This is a genomic window from Sulfitobacter sp. 15WGC (assembly GCF_005068605.1).
In the GTDB taxonomy this organism is placed as follows: Bacteria; Pseudomonadota; Alphaproteobacteria; order Rhodobacterales; family Rhodobacteraceae; genus Sulfitobacter; species Sulfitobacter faviae.
Genome location: NZ_SZNL01000008.1, coordinates 121314 through 143027 on the forward strand (window position 1 = coordinate 121314; position 21714 = coordinate 143027).

At 62.7% G+C, this 21714-nt stretch carries 17 protein-coding genes, 1 tRNA gene and 1 pseudogene; 14 read left to right on the forward strand and 5 right to left on the reverse strand.

Annotated elements, in window-relative coordinates; genetic code table 11:
• The first annotated feature begins 1 nt into the window (after position 1).
• The 9 genes from FCK22_RS08880 (at position 2) to choV (ending at position 7785) form a co-directional block, all read left to right on the forward strand.
• On the forward strand, positions 2–349 hold the full coding sequence (locus FCK22_RS08880; RefSeq protein ID WP_067260931.1) for a Na+/H+ antiporter subunit C: 348 nt from the start codon (positions 2–4) through the stop codon (positions 347–349).
• Positions 346–1890 (forward strand): monovalent cation/H+ antiporter subunit D, encoded by a 1545-nt coding sequence (locus FCK22_RS08885; RefSeq protein WP_067260933.1) that lies wholly within the window; start codon positions 346–348, stop codon positions 1888–1890. The genes FCK22_RS08880 and FCK22_RS08885 overlap by 4 nt, the downstream gene beginning before the upstream one ends.
• A 1-nt stretch (position 1891) precedes the next feature.
• A complete protein-coding gene (locus tag FCK22_RS08890) occupies positions 1892–2392 on the forward strand; it encodes a Na+/H+ antiporter subunit E (RefSeq protein WP_067260934.1) in 501 nt (166 codons plus the stop codon).
• On the forward strand, positions 2389–2676 hold the full coding sequence (locus tag FCK22_RS08895) for a K+/H+ antiporter subunit F (RefSeq protein WP_067260936.1): 288 nt from the start codon (positions 2389–2391) through the stop codon (positions 2674–2676). The genes FCK22_RS08890 and FCK22_RS08895 overlap by 4 nt, the downstream gene beginning before the upstream one ends.
• Entirely contained in the window at positions 2673–3068 is a 396-nt protein-coding gene (gene mnhG / locus FCK22_RS08900; RefSeq protein WP_067260938.1) for a monovalent cation/H(+) antiporter subunit G, read from the forward strand. Before FCK22_RS08895 ends, mnhG begins: the two co-directional genes overlap by 4 nt.
• Before the next feature lie 118 nt (positions 3069–3186).
• Positions 3187–4803, forward strand: coding sequence for a caspase family protein (locus FCK22_RS08905; RefSeq protein WP_136720377.1), 1617 nt, complete (start codon positions 3187–3189; stop codon positions 4801–4803).
• A gap of 128 nt (positions 4804–4931) precedes the next feature.
• Complete coding sequence (gene choX, locus FCK22_RS08910) at positions 4932–5852, forward strand: choline ABC transporter substrate-binding protein (RefSeq protein ID WP_067260942.1); 921 nt, start codon at positions 4932–4934, stop codon at positions 5850–5852.
• Positions 5853–5938: 86 nt separating this feature from the next.
• Complete coding sequence (gene choW / locus FCK22_RS08915; RefSeq protein WP_067260944.1) at positions 5939–6772, forward strand: choline ABC transporter permease subunit; 834 nt, start codon at positions 5939–5941, stop codon at positions 6770–6772.
• A complete protein-coding gene (choV, locus tag FCK22_RS08920; protein WP_067260946.1) occupies positions 6769–7785 on the forward strand; it encodes a choline ABC transporter ATP-binding protein in 1017 nt (338 codons plus the stop codon). The genes choW and choV overlap by 4 nt, the downstream gene beginning before the upstream one ends.
• Positions 7786–7852: 67 nt before the next feature.
• Here choV and cueR read toward each other — a convergent pair whose 3' ends face one another.
• Positions 7853–8245, reverse strand: coding sequence for a Cu(I)-responsive transcriptional regulator (gene cueR / locus FCK22_RS08925; protein WP_067260948.1), 393 nt, complete (start codon positions 8243–8245; stop codon positions 7853–7855).
• Between the two features lie 9 nt (positions 8246–8254).
• A pseudogene (locus tag FCK22_RS08930) lies at positions 8255–10763 on the reverse strand (heavy metal translocating P-type ATPase).
• Between the two features lie 271 nt (positions 10764–11034).
• Between FCK22_RS08930 and FCK22_RS19290 the strand changes: the two are divergent.
• The 3 genes from FCK22_RS19290 to purU all read left to right on the forward strand — a co-directional run bounded on the left by FCK22_RS19290 (position 11035) and on the right by purU (position 17372).
• Positions 11035–12714, forward strand: a complete 1680-nt coding sequence (locus FCK22_RS19290; protein ID WP_136720378.1) for a hypothetical protein — start codon at positions 11035–11037, stop codon at positions 12712–12714.
• A gap of 128 nt (positions 12715–12842) precedes the next feature.
• The gene (locus tag FCK22_RS08940) at positions 12843–16253 is read left to right on the forward strand and encodes a DUF11 domain-containing protein (RefSeq protein WP_248646484.1); all 3411 of its coding nucleotides are present in this window, start codon (positions 12843–12845) and stop codon (positions 16251–16253) included.
• 234 nt (positions 16254–16487) lie between these two features.
• A complete protein-coding gene (gene purU / locus FCK22_RS08945) occupies positions 16488–17372 on the forward strand; it encodes a formyltetrahydrofolate deformylase (protein WP_067263074.1) in 885 nt (294 codons plus the stop codon).
• Positions 17373–17500: 128 nt separating this feature from the next.
• Here purU and FCK22_RS08950 read toward each other — a convergent pair.
• Positions 17501–17576 (reverse strand) — tRNA-Thr (locus FCK22_RS08950).
• Positions 17577–17703: 127 nt separating this feature from the next.
• On the opposite strand from FCK22_RS08950, the gene FCK22_RS08955 reads away from it, so the two are divergent.
• Complete coding sequence (locus FCK22_RS08955; protein ID WP_067263077.1) at positions 17704–18579, forward strand: hypothetical protein; 876 nt, start codon at positions 17704–17706, stop codon at positions 18577–18579.
• Here the strand turns inward: FCK22_RS08955 and FCK22_RS08960 are convergent.
• A complete protein-coding gene (locus tag FCK22_RS08960) occupies positions 18576–19976 on the reverse strand; it encodes a pyridoxal-dependent decarboxylase (protein ID WP_136720380.1) in 1401 nt (466 codons plus the stop codon). The two genes, FCK22_RS08955 and FCK22_RS08960, sit on opposite strands and share 4 nt — an antisense overlap.
• Positions 19977–20162: 186 nt before the next feature.
• Between FCK22_RS08960 and hpaR the strand changes: the two genes are divergently transcribed.
• Positions 20163–20633, forward strand: coding sequence for a homoprotocatechuate degradation operon regulator HpaR (gene hpaR, locus FCK22_RS08965; RefSeq protein WP_331710992.1), 471 nt, complete (start codon positions 20163–20165; stop codon positions 20631–20633).
• 25 nt (positions 20634–20658) lie between these two features.
• Here hpaR and FCK22_RS08970 read toward each other — a convergent pair whose 3' ends face one another.
• Positions 20659–21537 (reverse strand): 2-dehydro-3-deoxygalactonokinase, encoded by an 879-nt coding sequence (locus FCK22_RS08970; RefSeq protein ID WP_067263237.1) that lies wholly within the window; start codon positions 21535–21537, stop codon positions 20659–20661.
• Positions 21538–21714: the final 177 nt, after the last annotated feature.

The window sequence follows — 21714 nt, forward strand, 5'->3', positions numbered from 1 at the left end:
CATGGAACTTCTCGTCGCATCCGCCATCGGCATCCTGACGGCCTCTGGCCTCTACCTCGTGCTGCGCTTGCGGAGCTTTCCGGTCATCATGGGCACGTCGCTGCTGACCTATGCGGTGAACGTCTTTCTCTTTGCCTCGGGCCGTTTGACCGTGGGCGCGCCGCCGATCCTGAGTGATGCCGCGCGCTATACCGATCCGCTGCCCCAAGCGCTGGTGCTGACCGCCATCGTGATTTCCTTTGGCATGACCGCCGTGGTGGTGATGATCGCCCTCGGGGCCTATCTGGGCAATAAGGATGATCATGTGGACGAGCCGCTGACCGATACCAAGGCGGAGGACCGCACATGACCCATTGGCTGATCCTGCCCATCGTGCTGCCCGCGTTTATCGCGCCTTTCATCATTCTGGCCGCACGCTATCACATCACCATCCAGCGGGTGCTGTCGCTGTTTGGCGCGCTTGCGCTGGTCGTCGTGGGGCTTGGCCTCTCGGTCGAGGCGGCGAGCGGCAATGTCATGCTCTACCGTCTCAGCGATTGGGCCGCGCCCTTTGGCATCGTGCTGGTGGGCGACCGCCTGTCGACGCTGATGGTCACGCTGACGGCGGTGCTGGCGCTGTTTGTGCTGCTCTATGTCATCGGCTCCAAATGGGACGAACGCGGGCGGCATTTTCATGCGCTGTTCCAGTTCCAACTGATGGGGATCATGGGCGCCTTCCTGACGGGCGACCTTTTCAACCTCTTCGTCTTTTTCGAAGTGCTGCTGATCGCCTCCTACGGGTTGATGATCCACGCCGGTGGCACGCCGCGTCTGCGGGCGGGGGTGCAATATGTGCTCTATAACCTGCTGGGCTCGACGCTGTTCCTCTTTGCGCTCGGCGCCATCTATGCTGAGACGGGAACGCTCAACATGGCCGATCTGGCGCAGCGCGTTGCCCTGATCGACGCGGGCGCGACCGTGGGCATCCGCATCGCGGCGGTGCTGCTCTTGATGGTCTTTGCGGTCAAAGCCGCCGTCGTGCCGCTGCACTTCTGGCTCCCGTCGAGCTATGCCGAAGCGCCCGGCCCGGTGGCGGCACTTTTCGCCATCATGACCAAGGTCGGCGCCTATGCGATCATCCGCGTCTATACGCTGATCTTCCCGCCCGAACTGGCCGTGACGGCGGATCTGCACACCACATGGCTGCTTCCTGCCGCGCTGCTGTCGCTGGCGCTTGGCATGATCGGCGTTCTGGCGGCCAAGCAGTTGGACCGTATGGTGGCCTTTTCCGTTATCGGCTCCATGGGCATGGTGATGATCTCGATCGCGCTGTTCACGCCCGAGGGGATTGCCGCGGCGCTCTATTATATTGTGCATTCGACACTGGCCGCGGGCGCGCTGTTCCTGATCGCCGATCTGGCGCGGGCCGGGCGCGACAATCTCGATCTGACGGCGCAGCCGCAGGTGGCGGGGGCCAAGCTGACCTCGGCCCTGTTCTTTGTCGCGGCCATTGCCATGGTCGGCGTGCCGCCGCTTTCGGGCTTTCTGGGCAAGCTGCTGATCATGGATGCCGCCGCCGCCAGCGATGCTTGGGTCTGGATCTGGGCCGTGATTTTGGGCGCGAGCCTTTTGAGCCTCGTGGGCTTTGGCCGCGCGGGCAGCGTGGTCTTCTGGAAGGCGCGCAGCGTCACGCCAGAGGAGGGGGCGACCCCGGCCGAGCGCCCCTCGGCGCTGAGCTATGTCGCGGTGGGCGGGCTCTTGGCCCTGCTGGTGGCGCATACGCTGCTGGCCGGACCGGCCACCCAATATGCCACCGCGATCTCAAAGCAATTGTTCGGGCCGGAACGTTACCTGACCACCGTGTTGGAGACCCCCGGCAAACTGTCGGACGGCAAAGAGGAGGCCCATTGACATGATGCGACCGATCCGTTGGCTTTTGCCGCACCCGTTTCTGACCCTGCTGCTGACCGCAGTGTGGATCCTGCTGCAAAACAAGTTCAGCGCAGGCATGTTGGTCTTTGGCCTGATCCTTGGCGTCGTGATCCCGATTCTGACTGCGCGTTGGTGGACCGACCGTGCGCAGGGCATCCGCCCGCTGCGGACGTTGGCCTATGTGCTTTTGGTGATCTGGGATATCGTCATCGCCAATATTCAAGTGGCTTGGATCATCCTGACCAAATCCAACGCCAGCATGTCGCCCGCTTGGGTCGTCGTGCCGCTGGACCTGAAAGAACCCGAGGCGATCACGATCCTGATGGGCACCATCACGCTGACCCCCGGCACCGTCTCGGCGGACCTGTCGGACAATGGGCGCTACCTCTTGGTACACGCGCTGGACGCGAGCGACCCCGACGCCGTGCGTGATGAGATCAAAGACCGCTACGAACGCCGCTTGAAGGAGATTTTCGTATGACCCAAGCGACCGACCTTTTAACGCTGGCGCTTTATGGGGCGCTGACCCTCGTCGCCATTGCGCAGTTCATGGCAATGATTCGTCTGTGGATCGGCCCCGGCACCGGGGACCGTATTCTGGCGCTGGACACGATGTTCATCAACGCCATCGGCATCATTGTGCTTTTGGGCGTCTTGCAGGGCACGCAGATTTACTTTGAGGCCGCGCTGATCATCGCCATGCTCGGTTTCGTTTCGACCGTGGCCTATGCCCGTTTCGTCCTGCGCGGAGATATCATCGAATGAGCCCTGAGATCATCGCCACTTACTTCGTTATCGCGCTGCTGGTGATCGGCAGTTTCTTCGTGCTGGTCGCCGGGATTGGCTTGCTCAAGCTGAACGACCCGATGACGCGTCTGCACGCGCCGACCAAGGCCGCGACGCTGGGGATCGGGGCCTATCTGCTGGCGGCCATGGTGAACTCTTTCCTTTCGGGCACGGGGTCGCTGCATGAGCTGCTGATCATGGCATTCATCTTTGTCACCGCGCCGGTCTCGGCCAATTTCATGGCCAAGGCGAATATCCATCGTCGCGATTGCCTGCCGCATCCGCCCGAACTGCCGGATGGGGATACTTGGGCCACGCTGAACGTGCCGGAAGAAGACCGCGAGATCGAAGAGACTTCGCCCAACGCCTGAGGGGCGGGGCGAAGGTCGGATTCATTTCAAACTGTTACGATGGTGGAAACCTTTTCCTGCCAGCATAGGTTAATGGGCGGCGCTGCCCAACCGAAGCTGACCGAAAGGATCCTGCCATATGCGTCTGACCGCGCTTCTGCTGATGCTGTTTCTGCCCTTCGCCGCAGCGGCGCAAGACCGTGTGGCGATGGTCATCGGCATCTCCGCCTATGAGGATGCCGCCACGCTCGACGGCCCGCGCACGGATGCGGCGCGGCTCTCTGAGGCGCTGGAGGGGCAGGGCTTCGACGTCACCACGCTGATCGACGCTGAGAGCGCGGCGTTCAAACAAGCGCTATCCGACTTTGCCTTTCAGGCCGAAACGGCGGACATTGCCCTGATTTACTACGCAGGCCGCCGTGTCGCCTCCGGGGGGCAGAGCTATCTGATCCCGGTCGACGCGCCCTTGGCCCCAGCCTCGGCGCTGCGGCGCGAGGGGGTGGCCCTGCCTGCGCTGCTGCGTGCGGCGGGCAAGGCGCGTCAGATACGGCTTGTTCTGCTCGACAACTGCCACGCCGCCCCGCAGCAAGCCACCGCGCCCTTGCCACCGCCTGAGCCACGCCTTGGCACCTTGGTCGTGACTTCTGGCGAGGTGGGCGCATGTGACGAGAGCGGTGAAAACGCGGGCCTTTTCGCCGAAACGCTGGCCGAGGTGGTGGCCGAGCCAGAGGTCGAGCTCGGGGCCATGCTGGACGATTTCCGCGCGGCTTTGCGCAGCCGCAGCGGTGGCAACCTCTCGGCGCGGCGCTTTGGGCGGCTGAACCCCACGCCGTTCTTCCTTGGCAGCGGTGACCGGGAGGCGGCCCCGGGGGGCTGGGCCGATTTGAACGAGACACAAGGCCAGCGTTTGGCCGAATTGGCGGGGCAGGGCGATACCCGCTCGCAACTCGGCCTCGCCGCCTTGCAAAGCGATCCCGACGATCCACGCTATGATCCGCAGAATGCGGCGGCGCAGCTCATGCGCGCGATTGAGTCCGGCTCAGCCGAGGCGCGCTATCAACTGGCCCAGCTTTACGAAGAGGGCCGGGGCGTGGAGCAGGACGAGGACCGCGCGATGCAGCTTTATCGCGACGCTGCCGAGCGGGGCCATGCCGGGGCGTTGAACGATCTGGGCTTCATCCATTTGCAGGGCGAATTGGGGCAGGAGGCCGACCCCGAACTTGCGCTCGATTACTTCCGCCGTGCAGCCGACAGGCGACACCCTGCTGCGATGTTCAACTTTGCCGCGATGATCGACGATGACAAAGTGCCGGGGCGCGGGGCGGCGGATGCCGCGCTCTACCTCTATCGCGCGCTGCGGGCAGGGGATGGCACCTTGCTGGGGCTGATGCAGGAAGAGCCGCGCCTGTTCGACAGCGACACCCGCAAAGCGCTGCAACGCAAACTGTCGGATTTCGGGTTTTATGACGGTGCGATCGACGGGCTTTATGGCGATGGCACCCAAACGGCGATCCGCGCGGCATTTGGGACGGAGGCTGGCGCGCTTCCGGGCGAAGCCGCTGAAACGACTGAGGAAACGCCGGAGGCCGAGACCTCGGAAACCTCTCCGATAACATCCGAGACGCCGCAGGAGGAGCTTGACCAAGAGCCGGCAACCCAAGCCGAAGACACCCCCGAAATCAACGCCGAGCCAGAGCCCGGTGCGGGTGAAAATGTCACCCCGGTTCTGCGTCCCAAACAGGCCGCGCGGGAGTGAGTTTTGAAACAAGTAGTATTGCATTTTGCACTCCAGTAAGTTGGCAAAATTAATCCGGTTGCAATATCGCGGCCGATGGCTTTTGATTGGCGCATCAGTCAATAAAAACTTCTCTGGGGAGAACACCAATGAAAAAACTGCTTATGACATCCGCTTTGGCGACGGTTGCCGCGACCTCGCTGGCCGCTGCCGAGTGTAGCGAAGTCACCTTCTCCGACGTCGGCTGGACCGACATCACCGCCACCACCGCCGCCGCCTCTGTCGTGCTCGACGCGCTCGGCTATGACACCGAGACCAAGATCCTCGCCGTGCCGGTGACTTACACCTCCATGGCGTCGGGCGACATCGACGTGTTCTTGGGCAACTGGATGCCGACGATGGAAGGCGATATCGCCAAATACCGCGAAGAGGGCAGCGTCGACACCGTGCGCGCGAACCTTGAAGGCGCGAAATACACGCTGGCCGTGAACAAGGCCGCCGCCGATATGGGCATCAAGACCTTCGCCGACATCGCTGCCAATGCGGACGCGCTCGAAGGCAAGATCTACGGCATCGAGCCGGGCAATGACGGCAACCGCCTGATCCAGTCGATGATCGACGAGAATGCCTTTGAACTGGGCGACTTCGAAGTCGTCGAATCCTCTGAACAGGGGATGCTCGCTCAGGTGCAGCGCGCCAGCCGCAAGGAAGAGCCTGTTGTCTTCCTCGGTTGGGAGCCGCACCCGATGAACGCCAACTTCGACCTGACCTATCTTGAAGGTGGTGACGATTACTTTGGCCCCGATCTGGGCGGCGCGACGGTTTACACCAACACCCGCGCCGGTTTCGTCGAAGAATGTCCGAACCTTGGCAAATTCCTCCAGAACCTCGAATTCAGCCTTGAGATGGAGAATGAGATCATGGGCGCGATCCTCGATGACGGCGAAAAGCCGGAAGAGGCCGCCGCCGCTTGGATCAAGGCGAACGCTGACGTGCTCGACACATGGCTGGACGGTGTGACCACCGTCGATGGCGGCGATGCGATGGAAGCTGTCGCTTCGCTGAAGTGATCCTCACGCTATGATGGACAAGACCCGCTCCAGATTGATGGGGCGGGTCATTCTCATGCGCAATTCTCCAATCCTGAAGGACTGACATGGACTGGCTGACAGAAAACAAGATCCCCGTGGCCGATGTGGCCGAAGACGCGCTGGATTGGTTGCAAACGAACGGGGCGTGGTTCTTTGACGGGCTGTCGGACCTGATGGAACGGCTGATTGAGGCGATCCTCTGGGTGCTGCAAACCCCGCATCCGCTGATCCTGATCGCCGTCTTCGCCGCGATCACTTGGGCCATTCAGCGCAATTGGAAAACCGTGGCCTTTGTGGTGCTCGGCTTTCTGTTCATTCTGAACCAAGATTACTGGGAAGAGACGATGGAGAGCCTGACGCTCGTGCTTTCGGCTTGTGTGGTCTGCATGGGCGTGGGCGTGCCGATTGGCATCGCCGTGGCGCATCGGCCCCGGCTTTACGCATGGGTGGCCCCGGTCTTGGACCTGATGCAGACGCTGCCGACTTTCGTCTATCTGATCCCTGCGATTGTCTTTTTCGGCATTGGCATGGTGCCCGGGCTGATCGCCACGGTGATCTTCGTTTTGCCCGCGCCGATCCGGCTGACGCAGCTTGGCATCTCCTCGACCCCCAAGGCGCTTCTTGAGGCGGCGCAGGCTTTCGGCGCCAAGCCGCGCCAGACGCTGTGGAAGATTGAGCTGCCCTATGCGCTGCCGCAGATCATGACGGGTCTGAACCAGACCATCATGCTGTCGCTGTCGATGGTGGTGATCGCAGCATTGGTGGGCGCAGACGGTTTGGGCGTGCCGGTGGTGCGTGCCCTGAACCAGGTCAACACTGGCTTGGGATTTGAATCCGGGTTGGTGATCGTTGTCGTGGCGATCATGCTCGACCGTATCCTGCGGGTGGGACGGAAATGACGAAAGCAGTAGAATTCGATAACGTATCCATCGTTTTTGGCGACAAGCCAGAGAAGGCGCTGCCGCTGATGGACGAAGGCCAAAGCCGCGCCGAGATCGAAGCGGCGACGGGGCAGGTGCTGGGCGTGCATGATTGCTCGCTCACGGTTGAGAATGGTGAGATCCTTGTGCTGATGGGCCTGTCGGGCTCGGGCAAATCAACGCTATTGCGGGCGGTGAACGGGCTGAACCCGATGGTGCGCGGCACCGTGCGGGTCCATGCCGAGGGCTGGTCCTGCGATGTGCATGAGAGCAATGCGGCAGAGCTGCGCCGGGTGCGCCGTGAAGGCGTCTCGATGGTGTTCCAACAGTTCGGCCTGCTGCCTTGGCGCACGGTGCGTGACAACGTGGCGCTTGGGTTGGAACTGTCCAATGTCCCCAAGGGCGAGCGGTTGGAGCGGGCCGAGCGGCAGTTGAAGCTGGTGGGGCTTAGCGATTGGGCCGACCGCAAGGTGGGGGAGCTTTCGGGCGGCATGCAGCAGCGTGTGGGCCTTGCCCGTGCCTTTGCCACCGAAGCGCCGATCTTGCTGATGGATGAGCCTTTTTCGGCGCTCGATCCGCTGATCCGCACGCGGTTGCAGGATGAGTTGTTGGATCTGCAACGCGATCTTAACCGCACGATTATTTTCGTCAGCCATGACCTTGATGAGGCGTTCAAACTGGGCGGGCGTATTGCCATCATGGAAGGCGGGCGCATCGTGCAGATCGGCACCCCGCGCGAGATTTTCTCGAACCCCGCTTCGGATTATGTGGCGGAATTCGTGGCCAATATGAACCCGCTTGAGGTGTTGACCGCCCGCGATGTGATGGGGCCAGCCGATGGGGCCGCCCATCCAGAGACCAGCGCCGAGACGCCGGTGCGGGATCTGATGGACGGTCTGCGCGGCCCGGAGGCGGGTTTCGCTGTGATGGAAGAGGGCAGGCAGATTGGCACGGTGACGGCGCATAGCATCGTGGAACGGCTGAAACGCTAGGGCGGGGTCCACCCGCCCGGCAGCGCTGTCTCACGAAGGGCAGCGCTGCCCTCCGTGGTTAGTAGGGTCAGTTCGCGGCTGTCCCAAGTGTTTTTAAAATCGGACAATCCGGCCGGTCATCGCCCGCACAATCGCGGACCAGCGTGCTGAGCGTGTCGCGCATCTCTTGCAGGCCGCTGATCTTGGCCTCGATCTGGGCCAGATGGTCCTTGGCGATGGCGCGCACATCGGCGCTGGCGCGGTTCTTGTCCTCCCAAAGCGCCAACAGGTTGCGGCAATCTTCGATGCTGAACCCCAGCGTGCGGGCGCGGCCCAGAAAGGCGAGCTTGTGCATCTCGCTTTCGCGGAAGGCACGGTAGCCATTGGCGTCGCGCAGCGGTTTGACCAGCCCGATATCCTCGTAATAGCGGATGGTTTTGGGCGGCAGCCCGGTGCGTTGTGAGACTTCTCCGATGTTCATGGGACGATCCTATTTTGCGGCTACGGGGGCGGCGGTCCGGGGGCCATGGGATGGGGTGGCGCTCTCATTCAGAGGGGCGGCGATCCAGCGCAGGCGCAGGGCATTGCTGAGAACGAAAACGCTCGACAAAGCCATCGCCCCGGCAGCCAGCGCGGGCGACAAGAGCCAACCGGTCAGCGGGTAGAAGGCGCCAGCGGCGACGGGGATCAGCAGGACGTTATAGCCGAAGGCCCAGAAGAGGTTTTGCCGGATATTCGCCATGCTGCGCTGGCTTACGTCGATGGCATTGACCACGCCGCGCAGATCGCCCGACATCAGCACCACATCCGCCGCTTCGATCGCCACATCGGTGCCGGTGCCGATGGCCAGCCCGACATCGGCCTGCGCAAGCGCTGGCGCGTCGTTGATCCCGTCGCCCACGTAGGCGATGCGGTTGTCGCCTTTTCTCAGGTCGTCAATGGCGGACACTTTGCCATCGGGCAGCACCTCGGCGACGACGCGGTCGATGCCCAGTTGCGCCGCGATGGCCTCTGCCGTGCCGCGGTTGTCGCCGGTGATCATCGCCACTTCGAGGTTGAGGTCATGCAGCCGCGCGATGGCCTCGGGCGTGCCGGGTTTGATCGGGTCCGCTACGGCGATGACCGCCGCCAATTTGCCGTCGATCGCGGCGAAAAGTGGGGTTTTGCCGGCCTTGGCCAGATCCGCGCTGATCCGCTGGGCATTGCCCAGATCAATCCCCTCGCGGGTCATCAGCCGGTCGGCGCCCAGCGTGACACGGCGGCCCGCCACCAATGCGCTGACGCCGTAGCCGGTATGGGATTGAAAATCGCTCACCTCGCGCGGCACGGGGCCAGCCGCTTCGGCCCGGCGCAGGATGGCTTGGGCGATGGGATGTTCCGAGCGCGCCTCGACCGCGCCGATCAGCGGCAGAAGCCTCTCCTCGGTCATGTCGTTCATCAGCACGAGGTCGGTAAGTTCGGGGGTGCCCTTGGTCAGGGTGCCGGTCTTGTCCAAGGCAACGGTCGTGACCCCCTGCAGGCTTTGCAGCGCATCGCCTTGCCGGAACAGCACGCCCAATTGCGCCGCGCGTCCGGTGCCGACCATGATCGACGTAGGCGTGGCCAGCCCCATGGCACAGGGGCAGGCGATGATCAGCACCGCCACCGCCGCCACCAACGCGTGGCTGAGCGAGGGGCCAAAGGCCAGCCAGCCGCCAAAGGTCACCAGCGCCACAGCGATCACCGCGGGGACGAACCACAGGGTGATGCGGTTGACCAAGTCCTGAATGGGCAGTTTCGCGCCTTGGGCCTCTTCGACCATGCGGATGATCTGCGCCAGAACCGTGTCGCCGCCCACTTTGGTGGCGCGTTAGGTCAGGCTGCCGGTGCCATTGACCGTGCCGCCGACGAGAGCCGCACCGCCGGTCTTTTCCACCGGCACAGGCTCACCGGTAATCATGCTTTCATCGACATAGGATTGCCCATCGACGACGATGCCGTCGGTGGCGATCTTCTCGCCCGGGCGGAGGTAGATGATGTCGCCGGTTTCGATCTTTTCCAAGGGCAGTTCGATGATAGCGCCGTCCCGCTCCACCCGTGCGCTAGTGGCGCGCAGGCCCATGAGCTTGGCAATCGCGGCCCCGGTGCGCCCCTTGGCGCGGGCCTCCAGATAGCGGCCCAGCAGGATCAGCGTGACGATCACGGCGGCGGCTTCGAAATAGACCACGCGGCTGCTTTCGGGCAGTAGCCCCGGCGCGAAGAGCGCGGTGACCGAGTAGAGCCACGCCGCCCCCGATCCGAGTGCCACGAGAGAGTTCATATCCGGCGCACCCTTCGCCAGCGCAGGCAGGCCATTGCCATAAAAATGCCGCCCCGGCCATGCCAGCACGAGGGTGGTGAGGAGGAACTGGATGAGCCAGCTTGTCTCCATCCCAATGCTCGCCGCGATCCAATGGTGGAATGCGGGCACCAGATGGCCGCCCATCTCAAGCACGAAAACGGGCAGGGTGAGCGCGGCGGCCAGCAGGGTCATCCGTTTGAGGTGGATGGCCTCCGCTTCCTTGCGCGTCGCGGCGTCGGGGGGGGGGCGCTTCGGGCGCGTCGACGCTGGCGGGATAGCCCGCCTTTGCCGCCGCATCGCGCAGGGCGGGCAAAAGATCGGCGTCTTCCAAGGTTTCGACCCGGGCCTCTTCGCTGGCGAGGTTCACCGTGGCCGAGAGCACCCCCGGCACCGCAAGCAGCGCGCGTTCCACACGGCCCACGCAGGAGGCGCAGCTCATGTTCGACAGCCGCAAACGGTGGGTGGTCTTGCGCGCCGGGTAGCCCGCCTGCACCAAGGCGGCATCGAGCTCGCCCGCGTTAAACTCAGGATGTGCCGTCACGCGCACGGTCTCTGCCGTAAGATTCACCCGGGCCTCACCGATCCCGTCCAGCGCGTTTAGCGCTTTTTCAACACGCCCCACACAGGACGCGCAGCTCATGTTCTGCACGCCAAAAGTGAGTTTTTCCGCTTTGCCCATTTCACGCCCTCTATTCGTCTTGCGTTGAATATGGGGCTTCCAGTTGCTGGAGGGTCAATAGGTCATTTTCGGAAAATTGATTTGGCAGCGCGGCGGCATAGGCGCGGCAGCTTTGCGGCCCGCTAGGGCACAGAGGCATATGCACAAGGGCGACCACCACCTATCCCTTCACCGCCCGTATAACCGGAAGCATATCTTAATACCTTTCTGCGTAAGTCCTCAGAACCCGCTTCGTCGCTAGGCTGTGTCTTAAAAGGTTGTGAGCAAAGATATGCATTTTTACACTTATTTTCTCAGCACGTTCACGGCGCAGCGCTTGCGCCACCTTTCGGCCTTGGCAGGGCAGGGGCCTTGGCTTCGGATGATCGCGGCATCGTTTTGGACATTGTTCTTGCTGGCTTTGCTGACCAGAGCCGCCTTGGCGCAGCAGCTAATTCTCAATCCCGTGGCCGCGCCCACCGTGGTCGGGGCGGGCGTGGGCGAGCGGGCCTTGTGGCGCAACGCGGGCACGGTTGGCGGGGTGTCGGTCGATATCGTCGGTGAAATGGCCTTTGCCGGGCGGGATCATATTTTCGCCTCGGGCAATGGGCAAATCCAGATTACCTCGACCGGACAAGACCCGCATTTCATGGATTTCTACCTCTATGAGGCAGGCACCCATAACATCACCACCAATACCGGCGGGGTGCCGGTGGTGGCGGATGTTTTCTTTCAGATCAATGACATTGACGGTCCGTTGAATGAGCAGGTCTATGTGAATATCTGCGACGGCACGGTCGAATATGTCCGCATTGACCGCAGCGCCACAACCTATCGCGGCTATATCGAAGGGCCGGATGCGAACCTTGGGACAGAGGTGTTCTATCTCGCCGGGGACCGCAACTATAGCAACCAGCCGGTATCTGGGCTTGAAATCTTCTACCCGCAGACTTCGACCTTTCGCTTTGGTCGAACTGCCAACAGGGGCTTTCTCGTCCGGCTGGCCAATCCGACCTATGACGAAGCGCAGACCTATGACCTGCAATGCGGTGACTTCAAAGCACCCGTTTTGCAGGACGATCTGAAAGAGCAGGTGCTGAGCGAGCCTGTGGTGGTCAACATCCTGTTCAACGACAGTGTCGCGACGGAAAACAACAATGCGCCGGCCAATAATTCGGGCCAGCCCAGCGAATATGCGAGACAGGCTGTCGATCTGATCCCCCCTGCCGGGGCGCAGAACATCGTGACCGATTCCGAAGGCCATCGGGTGGGTTTTGACATTCTGGGGGAGGGCACATGGAGCTATGACGACCTGACCGGGGAGTTGACCTTCACCCCCTTCGTCGCCTTCTTTGCCGCGCCGACGCCAATCAGCTATCGCTATCAATCGCCCGTCATCCTGCCGAATGAGCCGCGGGCCTATTCCGCGCCCGCGCAGGTCTCAATCGATGTGGGCTCTGTCGGGCTGCTGAAACTGGCGCAATTGGTCGATACCAACCTCAACGGCTATGCCGATCCGGGTGAGACAATCGCCTATGTCTTTACCGCTGAGAACTTCGGCAATGTTGATCTGACCAATGTGCAGCTTGCCGAGACGCAGTTCAGCGGCAAGGGCGTGCCCCCGGTGATCACCTTTCAGGCCGCCACGTCGCTGTCGCCCGAAGGCACGCTGCTGGTCGGGGAGAAGGCCGTCTATACGGCGACCTACACGCTGGTGCCTGAGGACTTGGACACCACGATCAGCAACCAAGCGCAGGTCACGGCTGAGACACCGGGGGGACGGCAGTCTCGGACCTGTCGGATTCGGAGAACCCTGGTGACGGGGATGGCGTGGCGTCGAACGGGCCGGGCGAAGGGCGTGATGATCCCACGACGATCTACGCAGGCTCCGGCCCCGACCGGGGGGATGCGCCGGTCACCTATGGCGATCCGCAGCATGCGGACACCGCGCAATATTGGATCGGCGCGCTGAATGGTGACGGCGATGGCTCGGCGCAGCATTCCGTCGATGGCACCGGCGATGACCTCGACGGTAAGGATGACGAAAGCGAAGAGAGCTTTCCCCAGCTCTATGGCGATCTGACCCGCACGGTGACCGTGGTGGTCAACGAACCCACCCCCGGCACCGGCTATTTGCAGGCTTTCGTCGATTTCGGCGGCGATGGCCTCTTCCTTGGTGATCAGGTCGCGACGGATATCCAAGACGGCGGGGCGCAAGACCTCGACGGGGTGGTGAATGGTGAGATTTCATTCCCCGTCAGCGTGCCGGTTACCGCCGTTCTGACGCCGACCTTTGTCCGACTGCGCTGGTCCTCGACCGCGGGGCTCGATGCGATCACCCCCGCCCCGGATGGGGAGGTCGAAGACTATGGCATCACCATCAAGACACCGCCAGACGCCGACCGGGGCGATGCCCCGGCGAGCTATGGCGATCCGCAGCACATCATCGAAGGCCCGGGCGCGCCTGAGGTCTATCTGGGCAGCACCCCGCCGGATATCGATCTGCTGACGCAGAACTCCATCGGGGCCACGGGGGATGATGCAGACGGGTCGGATGATGAAGACGGGGTGATCCTGCCGCAATTCTACCGTGGTGGTCTGGCCGAGATCACGGTGACAGTCAGTGATCTGATTGCCGCGCCGGGGTCGTCCTATCTGCAGGCCTTTATCGACTTCGATGGCGATGGCACCTTTAACCAAGCCGGGGAGCAGGTGGCGGTGAACCTGCAAGACGGCGGCCCGCAGGATAAGGATGGTCTCAGCAATGGCACGATCCTTTTCGAAGTGGCGGTCCCCGCGGGGGCCACGACACTGCCCACCTATGCCCGCTTTCGCTGGTCGACCGACAGCACTGGCCTTGTCACAGCCTTTGAGGGGGAGGTGGAGGATTATACGCTCACCATCTCAAGCGATCCGCCGCCGCTGGTCTGCGATGCCTCGCTCTATGCCATCGTCGACAGCCCCTCAGCGCTGAGGCGTATGACCTTCCGCGACGGCGGGGGGAGCTATGCCACAACGGTTGAGACCTCGGGCAGCACCGGACAGAACCGCGACGGCGCTTGGGGCTACAACGCGCTGGACGGCTATATCTACGGCGTAGATGAGAACAGTCGGCGGCTCTACCGGATCGACGGGGCGGGCGACATCACGGATTTCGGCAGTATCTCCGGCGCGGGGGATGCGTTGAACGCGGGGGATATTCTGCCGAATGGGCGGCTGATTTACGAAGTGAATCTGAATACATGGCAGATCGTCGATCTGAGCAATCCCGCCACGCCGATCGCCTTGGGCGAGATCAGCCTCTCCATCGGCGTCAATCCCGAAGATCTCGCCTTCAACCCCGTGGATGGCATCATGTATGGGATCGACAGAAACTCGGGCTTCCTGTTCCGCGCAGCGGTCAACAACGGCACCCCGGGGAGCGTGACACCCCAAGCGATCGGTCCTGCCGTCTATGCGGGCATGTTCGACGCGCTGTGGTTCGACCGTGACGGCAGGCTCTATGGCTATTCCAACACCACCAACAACCTCTTCGTCATTTCAACGGCGACAGGTGTGCCGCAACTGGTATCCGGCATTCCCGTCGATGAGGGCGGGCGCAGCGATGGCATCTCCTGCCGGGGGCCTGCACCGATCCCATTGGGGGGCATCTCGGGCAATATCTATGAAGACGCGGATGCTTCGGACGTGAAAGACAATGGGGAGAGCAATTTCGGCGCGGGCGTGGGCATTTCGGTCTATGCCGACAATGGCACCCCGGCCAATACCGCCGATGACATCTTTCTGGTGACCACGGATACCTTGGCCGATGGCACCTATGCGGTGGGGGAGTTGATGGTGAACACGACCTACCGTGTCGCATTGGACGAGGCGGACCCCGATCTGCCTTCGGGCCTGACCATCGGCACCTCCAACCCGCTGCTTGGCGTTCCTGTCTCTGGCAATAGCGTGACCAGTGACCAAGACTTTGGCTTCGATCCGGCAGGCAGTGACCTCGAACTCAGCAAAATCGCCGCCGCTACAGGGACGACGACACCGATCACCAATGTATCGGAGGGGGATACCATCGATTGGATCATCACCATCACCAATGTCAGCGGCGGCTCGCCCTCGGGGGTCAAGGTGATCGACCAGATCCCTAGCGGTTTCGCCTATGTCTCGGACGATGCGCCCGCGACGGGGGATACCTATGACCCCGACACGGGCTTGTGGTTCGTGGATGAATTGCTGAGCGGAGAGAGCGAGACCTTGACGATCACCACCACGGTACTGGGCAGCGGTGATTTCACCAATCAGGCCGAGATCATCTATAGCTCTCTGCCCGATCCCGACAGCGATCCCAGCACGGGGCCGTTGACCGATGACCTGTTCGACCAACTGCCCGACGATGACGAAGCCTCCTATTCCGTGACCCTCGTCACCGGAGAGCGGATTTTAACGGGCCGTGTCTTTATCGACAACGGGGCAGACGGCGGCACCGCCCATGACGCCCTGCGCAATGGCAGCGAAGGGGGGGCATCTTCGGCGGTGTTGGAGATCCTCGACAGTGGTGGTGCGGTACTGGCCACCCCCGGTCTCGCGACGGATGGCACTTGGAGCTATGGGCTCTCTGGCAGCTACAGCGGCCCGATCACGATCCGCGCGATCCCGGCGAATGATTACCGGGCGATCTCGGAAGCGACGACCGGACTGCCCGATTTGGTCGACACCAACCCGCATGACGGCGAATTCACCTTCACACCTGAGGCTTTCGGCAATCGCATGGGGCTGGACATCGGTCTGCTGCAACTGCCCAGTCTGACCAACGACCGGACCACGACCGTCGCGCAGGGGCAGGTTGCGACCCTGCCGCATATCTATACCGCCACCTCAGACGGGCAGGTGACCTTCTCCTACGCCGGTGCCACTTCGACCCCCACCGGCGCGTTCAGCGCGGCGCTGTTCCAAGATATCGGCTGTGACGATAGCGTCGATGGGCCGATCACCGGCCCCATCGCCGTCACCACGGGGCAGACCATCTGTATCGTCTCACGGGTGTCAGCCGGTTCGGGCGCTGGGCAGGGGAGTACTTACGTCTACCAAGTGCTGGCGACCACGGCATTCGCCCGGACCACGGTGACCAGTTCGGCCAGCAATACCGATGAGGTTTCGGTCGGGGGGCGTTCCACCCAGATTGAACTGCGCAAAACAGTCGAGAATGAGACCCAAGGCACTGGGGAGGGCACCACCAACCTCGGCAGTGTGAACGATATCCTTCTGTACCGCATCTATCTGCAAAACAACGCGACCACGCAGGCATCGAACGTCAAGATCTACGATAGAACCCCGCCTTATACGCAGCTGTCGGAGCCTATCGTCGATCCGCAACAGGTCTCGCCCAACCTCAGCTGTGATCTGGTGGTGCCGGCAAGCAATGTGGCCAGTTATGCCGGAACGATCGAGTGGAATTGCACGGGCCAGATGTTGCCGGGAGAGACCGGGGCGGTGCAATTCAGGGTCGGCATTCAATAGGTCGATTGTTCTTGCCGGGGTGGCGGTGCATTTTGATGCGCCGCCGTCCGTTTTTTGGCGGATGATCAACATTGATGCGCATAGGAAAACGGCACCTAGGCAGGGCTGTTGATCTAGGCATGGGCGACCCCCGTCATACGTGCGCTATCGCTTGCCTTCCGCCGCGGAGCCTGCAAACGGTAGAGTAAGCGACGCAAGCCCTGCCGCCCCGACCAACCCCCCTAAGGACCGCCCATGACCAAGTTCTGCCTGACCGTGACCTGCCCCTCGCAACGCGGAATCGTTGCCGCCATCGCCAATTACATCGCTGAAACCGGCTGCAACATCACCGACAGCGCGCAGTTCGACGACACCGAAAACGGCCAGTTCTTCATGCGTATCAGCGCCGAGGCCGAAACCGGTGCCACGCTCGAGACCCTGCGCGAGGGGTTCACAGCGGTCGCGGAACCCTTTGGCATGACCTATGAATTCCACGACCAAGACACCACGATGAAGGTCGTGGTCATGGTCTCGCGCTTTGGCCACTGCCTGAACGATCTTCTCTACCGGGTGCGCATCGGCGCGCTCCCGATTGAGATCGTCGCCGTGATCTCGAACCATATGGATTACCAAAAGGTCGTGGCGAACCACGATATTCCATTTCACTGCATCAAGGTGACGAAGGAGAACAAACCGCAGGCCGAAGCGCGGATCATGGAAGTGGTTGAGGAAACCGGCGCCGAGCTGATCGTGCTGGCGCGCTACATGCAAATTCTGTCGGACGCCATGTGCCAAAAGATGTCGGGGCGGATCATCAATATTCACCATTCCTTCCTGCCGTCCTTCAAGGGGGCGAACCCTTACAAGCAGGCCTATGAAAGGGGCGTGAAATTGATCGGTGCCACCTCGCATTACGTCACCGCCGATCTGGACGAGGGGCCGATCATCGAGCAGGACATCGTGCGCATCACCCATGCGCAAAGCGCCTCGGATTATGTCTCGCTCGGTCGCGATGTGGAAGCGAGCGTCTTGGCGCGCGCGATTCACGCCCATGCTCACCACCGGGTGTTTCTGAACGGCAATAAAACCGTGGTCTTTCCGGCATCGCCCGGCAGCTATAGCTCCAAGCGGATGGGCTAGGGGCCACGGCCCCGCGTCTGCCGAATGCGGCAGGGGCGCGGGGCCTTCGGGCGGCTTGGTCGCGCTTGTAGGCAGGCGTAAACCAGCGTCCAACAGCAGCGGATCAGCGCATGATTTAAAGAGAGAAGTGGTGCCCCCACACGGACTCGAACCGCGGACCTACTGATTACAAATCAGTTGCTCTACCAGCTGAGCTATAGGGGCACTGAGGGCTCATTTAGAGAAAGGAGCCGGGGGGTGCAAGAGGGGAAATGCGAGATTCTTTCGGATTTTACACGCGCGCCGGGACGGGCTATTCAACGCCGAGATTTTCAAGGGTAAGCAGAGTATCATGCAGCTCGTTTTGCACACAGGTGTCCATTTCACGGAAGACGAGCGGCTGCTGAAATGCCTGCTGCGCAATCAGGACGATCTCGCCAAGACGGGCGTCAAAGTGCCCGGGCCCAGCACCTATCGCAACCTGTTTCGCGACACGCTCAACGCGATGCATAAGGCGGAGCCGTCGGAGGTGGCGCGGGACGTTTTGCTGGACGCGATCCTCGATGATGGGACAGTCAGCCGGGTGATCCTATCGGATGCGAATTTCTTCCGCTCGCCTGCCACGGCCCTGCAAGAAGGCGTGCTTTATCCCGCCGCCGCCGTGCGCATGCTGCGCATGGCGCAGCTTTTCCCCGAAGATGAGATTCGCATCTTTATGGCGATCCGCAATCCCGCCTCCCTCGTGCCGGTGCTTTACGAGAAAGCGGCGGATAAAACCTCGGCGGCGTTCTGGGGGGAGCGGGGGCCGGAGGACCTGCGCTGGTCCGAGACGGTCGGCCAGCTGCGCGAGGCGGCGCCGGGGATTCCCATCACCCTGTGGTGCAATGAAGACGCGCCGCTGATCTGGGCGCAGATCATTCGCGAGATGGCGGGGCTGGCGCCCGAGACCAAGATTAGGGGCGGTTTCGATCTTTTGCAGACGATCATGTCGGAGGAGGGGATGAAGCGCTTTCGCGGCTATCTCGACACCCATCCCGATATGTCCGAGGCGCAGAAGCGCCGCGTGATCACCGCGTTCCTCGACAAATACGCGCTGGAGGAAGAGATCGAAGAAGAGCTCGACATGCCCGGCTGGACCGAGGAATTGGTCGAGCGGATGACGGCGATCTATGACGCGGATGTCGAGGTCATCCGCGCCATGCCGGGCGTCACCCTGATCGCGCCCTAAGTCCCGGCCAATTCGGTGATCACGTCATAGGCCATGGCCACATCTTGGGCCGTGGCGGTGAAGGCACCTGCTTGGAAGCGGATCACGAATGCTCCATCGATCCGGGTCTGGGTCAGGTAAATGCGCCCATCGTCGTTGATCCGGTTCAGCAGGTCTTGGTTATGGGCATCGAGGTCTTCGGCACCGAGATGGCGGAAGGTAAAGAGCGAGAGCATCGGTTGGGTCACGATCTCGAACCCCTCCGTCGCCTCCAGCCGCGCGGCCAAATCCTGCGCCCATGTCACATGGTTGCGGATCATCTCGCGCAGCCCCTCCAGCCCATGGGCGCGGATCAGGAACCATAGTTTGAGCGCGCGGAAGCGGCGGCCCAGCGGCACGGACCATTCGGAATAGTTCACCACGCCATCCGCGCCATGGGTCTTCAGATACTCCGGCTGAATTGCCAAGGTGCGCACCAGATCGTCGGGATTGCGCAGGAAATGCGTGGTGCAGTCAAACTGCGCCCCCAGCCATTTATGCGGGTTCATCACCACCGAGTCGGCCCGTTCGACCCCGGCCCAAAGGCTGCGGAATTCCTGACAGATCATCGCCGACCCGGCCCAAGCGGCGTCGACATGGGTGTAGAGCCCTTCGGCCTCGGCCACATCCATCACCGCGGCAATGTCATCGCTGGCCCCCGCGCTGGTGCCCCCGGTGCAGGCGATGATGCCCGCCGGCAGATGCCCCGCCGCACGGTCGGCGGCGATGGCGGCGCGGAGCGCTTCGGCATCCATCGCGCGGCTCGCCCCTTGGGTCGGAATGCGGACAAGGTTCTCTTCGCCCAGCCCCGCGATCCAGATGGCCCGGTCGACCGAGGTATGCACCTCTGCCGAGCAATAGACCCGAAGGCGCGGCTGGCCCGACAGCCCCGCGCGGTTGCCCTGCCAATCAAGCGCGCGTTCGCGCATGGTCAGCACGGCGCAGAGCGTGGCGGAACTGGCGCTGTCTTGGATCACCCCGGTAAAGCCATCCGGCAGGCCGATCGCTTGACGCATCCAATCGCAAACGCGGGTCTCCAACTCCGTCGCTGCCGGAGAGGTCTGCCACAGCATGCATTGCGCCGCGATGGCCGAGACGAAATATTCCGCCAGCACCGAGACCGGCGCGGCATTGGCGGGGAAATAGGCAAAGAAGCGGGGGTGCTGCCAATGGGTCATGCCGGGCATGAGGGTCTGTTCGAAATCGTCGAAGATCGCCTGCATCGCCTCGGCCCCTTCGGGCGGGGCATCGGGCAGGGCGGAAAGCACCGCGCCGGGGGCCACCTGCGCGCGTACCGGACGGTTGCGCAGACCCGCATGGTAATCGGCGGCCCAATCGGCGGCGCGGCGGCCCCAAGCTCGGAAATCCTCCCAGTTCATGCGCCGCTCCCTTGCTGTGGAATTCTGGTTGTCATCCGCATTTCCTGCCCCATGTTGTTGTATTGTCTCACTGTTGTTCCGCTGGGCTTGACCTCTTCAAGAATGTTGTCACAGCGGCTATGGTGATCGTCACGCCCTTTTGGGCGGTCTTTGACTTGGTAAGTAGCGATCAGGAAACCGTCAAGAATGGCCCCAATGCCCCCCCTGCGCCGCACTGCCCGCTCCCTTCCGATTGCGCTCTTGCGCGCGCGGGAAAGGGTGATGGGGCCGATCCGCGAGATCTTGAACGAAAGCGGCATATCGGAACAGAAGTTCCGCGTGCTGCGCGTGGTCGAGGAATCCGGCCCGATGGAGCAGACCGCACTGGCGCAGCAGGCCTGTCTGCTGCTGCCGAGCCTGACCCGCATGCTGCGCGCGATGGAGGAGGAGGGGCTGCTCAGCCGCGCCAGCGATCCCGATGACGGGCGCAAATCCATCGTCACCATCACCGATCAGGGCCGTCAGGTGATCCAAGATCACGCGGGCGATGCGGCGGCGCTGTTCTCAGATTTCGAGGCGCGTTTCGGCAAGCAGCGGATGGAAGACCTGCTCGATATGCTCGAAGATCTCGTCAATCTGGACATGCAGAAAAAGACCGACGGGCAAAAGAAAGACTGATCGGAAAGATGCGGGCGGGCAGGGGTTAGCCCCCGTTAACCGCCCGCCGTACCGCGCAAATCCCCGCCAGCGCCATGCGGCTGCCATCGGCCTCGGTCGCCGGTGCGCCCTGTTGGGAGAGCGCCCGCAGATAGAGCGGCACAGCCCCGCCCGTGCCGATCACCGCCAGCGTTTGCCCCAGCCAATAGGCCCGCGCCGCCGCCAGTTCCGCCCCGATCAAAGTACCCGCCAGCCGCGCCTCTGCGGTGGGTGGCGGGATGTCTTGCAAGGCCAGTTCGGCCCGGATGGAGGCCAGCCGCCCCGCCATACGCTCAGGCCGCGACAGCCCATCGCTGAGTGCATCGTCAAAGGCCGTGTCGTCCAGCGCCGTGCCCTCGGCGGGGGGGCCATCGCCCAAGAGGGCCAGCAATTCCCCGGTCAGGAAGGTCTGAAAACTCACCACCTCGCCCGCGCTGATCTGCGCCCAGACCGACGTGGCTCCGGGCAGGCAGATCACCCCGTCCCAGTCTTTGTTGAGGCTCAGAAACCCCGCGATGCGCGTCTCGGCCCCTTGCAGCAGACCGCTGGGGGTCTGCTGGCGCAGGGGTGGGATGACCTGAAGGTCGAAGTTTTCGGTGGCGACAGCCATTGTGCGTTCAGCCGTGGCGGAGCAGGGCACCATGCGCGGCGCGGCATCGGTCCTGCCTGCGGGCATGCCAGCGACGAAGACCGGCAGGCGGGGCAGCTGCCACGGCGCGGCGAGCTTAGCGAGCGCGGCGTCGAAGGCCGCGAGGTCGCCGGGTTCGGCAGCCTCGCCATCGCTGATGGCGCTCTCTAGCACCGATGCGCCCTGCATGGCCCAGACCTGCAAACGCGCCTCGTGAACCTCTACCGCCAGCCAATCTGCATTGCTCAAACCCGTCATCGCGCTGCCCCCGTCGTGGAATGTCTCAACGGCATAGGCCCTATGGCCTGCGGGTTCAACGCGTCCGCTGCGCGCAAACAGACGAACCACCAATTTGCTTCAAGCATAAAATATTTATTCTTGAACGAAAAAGCGACTCGCCCTAGGCTCCTTCCAAAGCGAACCAGAGGGGAATTT

Bases quoted from the DNA above. Each gene is read 5' to 3' on its own strand.
- FCK22_RS08880 (WP_067260931.1), top strand. From the start codon at position 2: ATGGAACTTCTCGTCGCATCCGCCATCGGCATCCTGACGGCCTCTGGC.
- FCK22_RS08885 (WP_067260933.1), top strand. From the start codon at position 346: ATGACCCATTGGCTGATCCTGCCCATCGTGCTGCCCGCGTTTATCGCG.
- FCK22_RS08890 (WP_067260934.1), top strand. From the start codon at position 1,892: ATGATGCGACCGATCCGTTGGCTTTTGCCGCACCCGTTTCTGACCCTG.
- FCK22_RS08895 (WP_067260936.1), top strand. From the start codon at position 2,389: ATGACCCAAGCGACCGACCTTTTAACGCTGGCGCTTTATGGGGCGCTG.
- mnhG (WP_067260938.1), top strand. From the start codon at position 2,673: ATGAGCCCTGAGATCATCGCCACTTACTTCGTTATCGCGCTGCTGGTG.
- FCK22_RS08905 (WP_136720377.1), top strand. From the start codon at position 3,187: ATGCGTCTGACCGCGCTTCTGCTGATGCTGTTTCTGCCCTTCGCCGCA.
- choX (WP_067260942.1), top strand. From the start codon at position 4,932: ATGAAAAAACTGCTTATGACATCCGCTTTGGCGACGGTTGCCGCGACC.
- choW (WP_067260944.1), top strand. From the start codon at position 5,939: ATGGACTGGCTGACAGAAAACAAGATCCCCGTGGCCGATGTGGCCGAA.
- choV (WP_067260946.1), top strand. From the start codon at position 6,769: ATGACGAAAGCAGTAGAATTCGATAACGTATCCATCGTTTTTGGCGAC.
- cueR (WP_067260948.1), bottom strand. From the start codon at position 8,245: ATGAACATCGGAGAAGTCTCACAACGCACCGGGCTGCCGCCCAAAACC.
- FCK22_RS19290 (WP_136720378.1), top strand. From the start codon at position 11,035: ATGCATTTTTACACTTATTTTCTCAGCACGTTCACGGCGCAGCGCTTG.
- purU (WP_067263074.1), top strand. From the start codon at position 16,488: ATGACCAAGTTCTGCCTGACCGTGACCTGCCCCTCGCAACGCGGAATC.
- FCK22_RS08955 (WP_067263077.1), top strand. From the start codon at position 17,704: ATGCAGCTCGTTTTGCACACAGGTGTCCATTTCACGGAAGACGAGCGG.
- FCK22_RS08960 (WP_136720380.1), bottom strand. From the start codon at position 19,976: ATGAACTGGGAGGATTTCCGAGCTTGGGGCCGCCGCGCCGCCGATTGG.
- hpaR (WP_331710992.1), top strand. From the start codon at position 20,163: ATGGCCCCAATGCCCCCCCTGCGCCGCACTGCCCGCTCCCTTCCGATT.
- FCK22_RS08970 (WP_067263237.1), bottom strand. From the start codon at position 21,537: ATGACGGGTTTGAGCAATGCAGATTGGCTGGCGGTAGAGGTTCACGAG.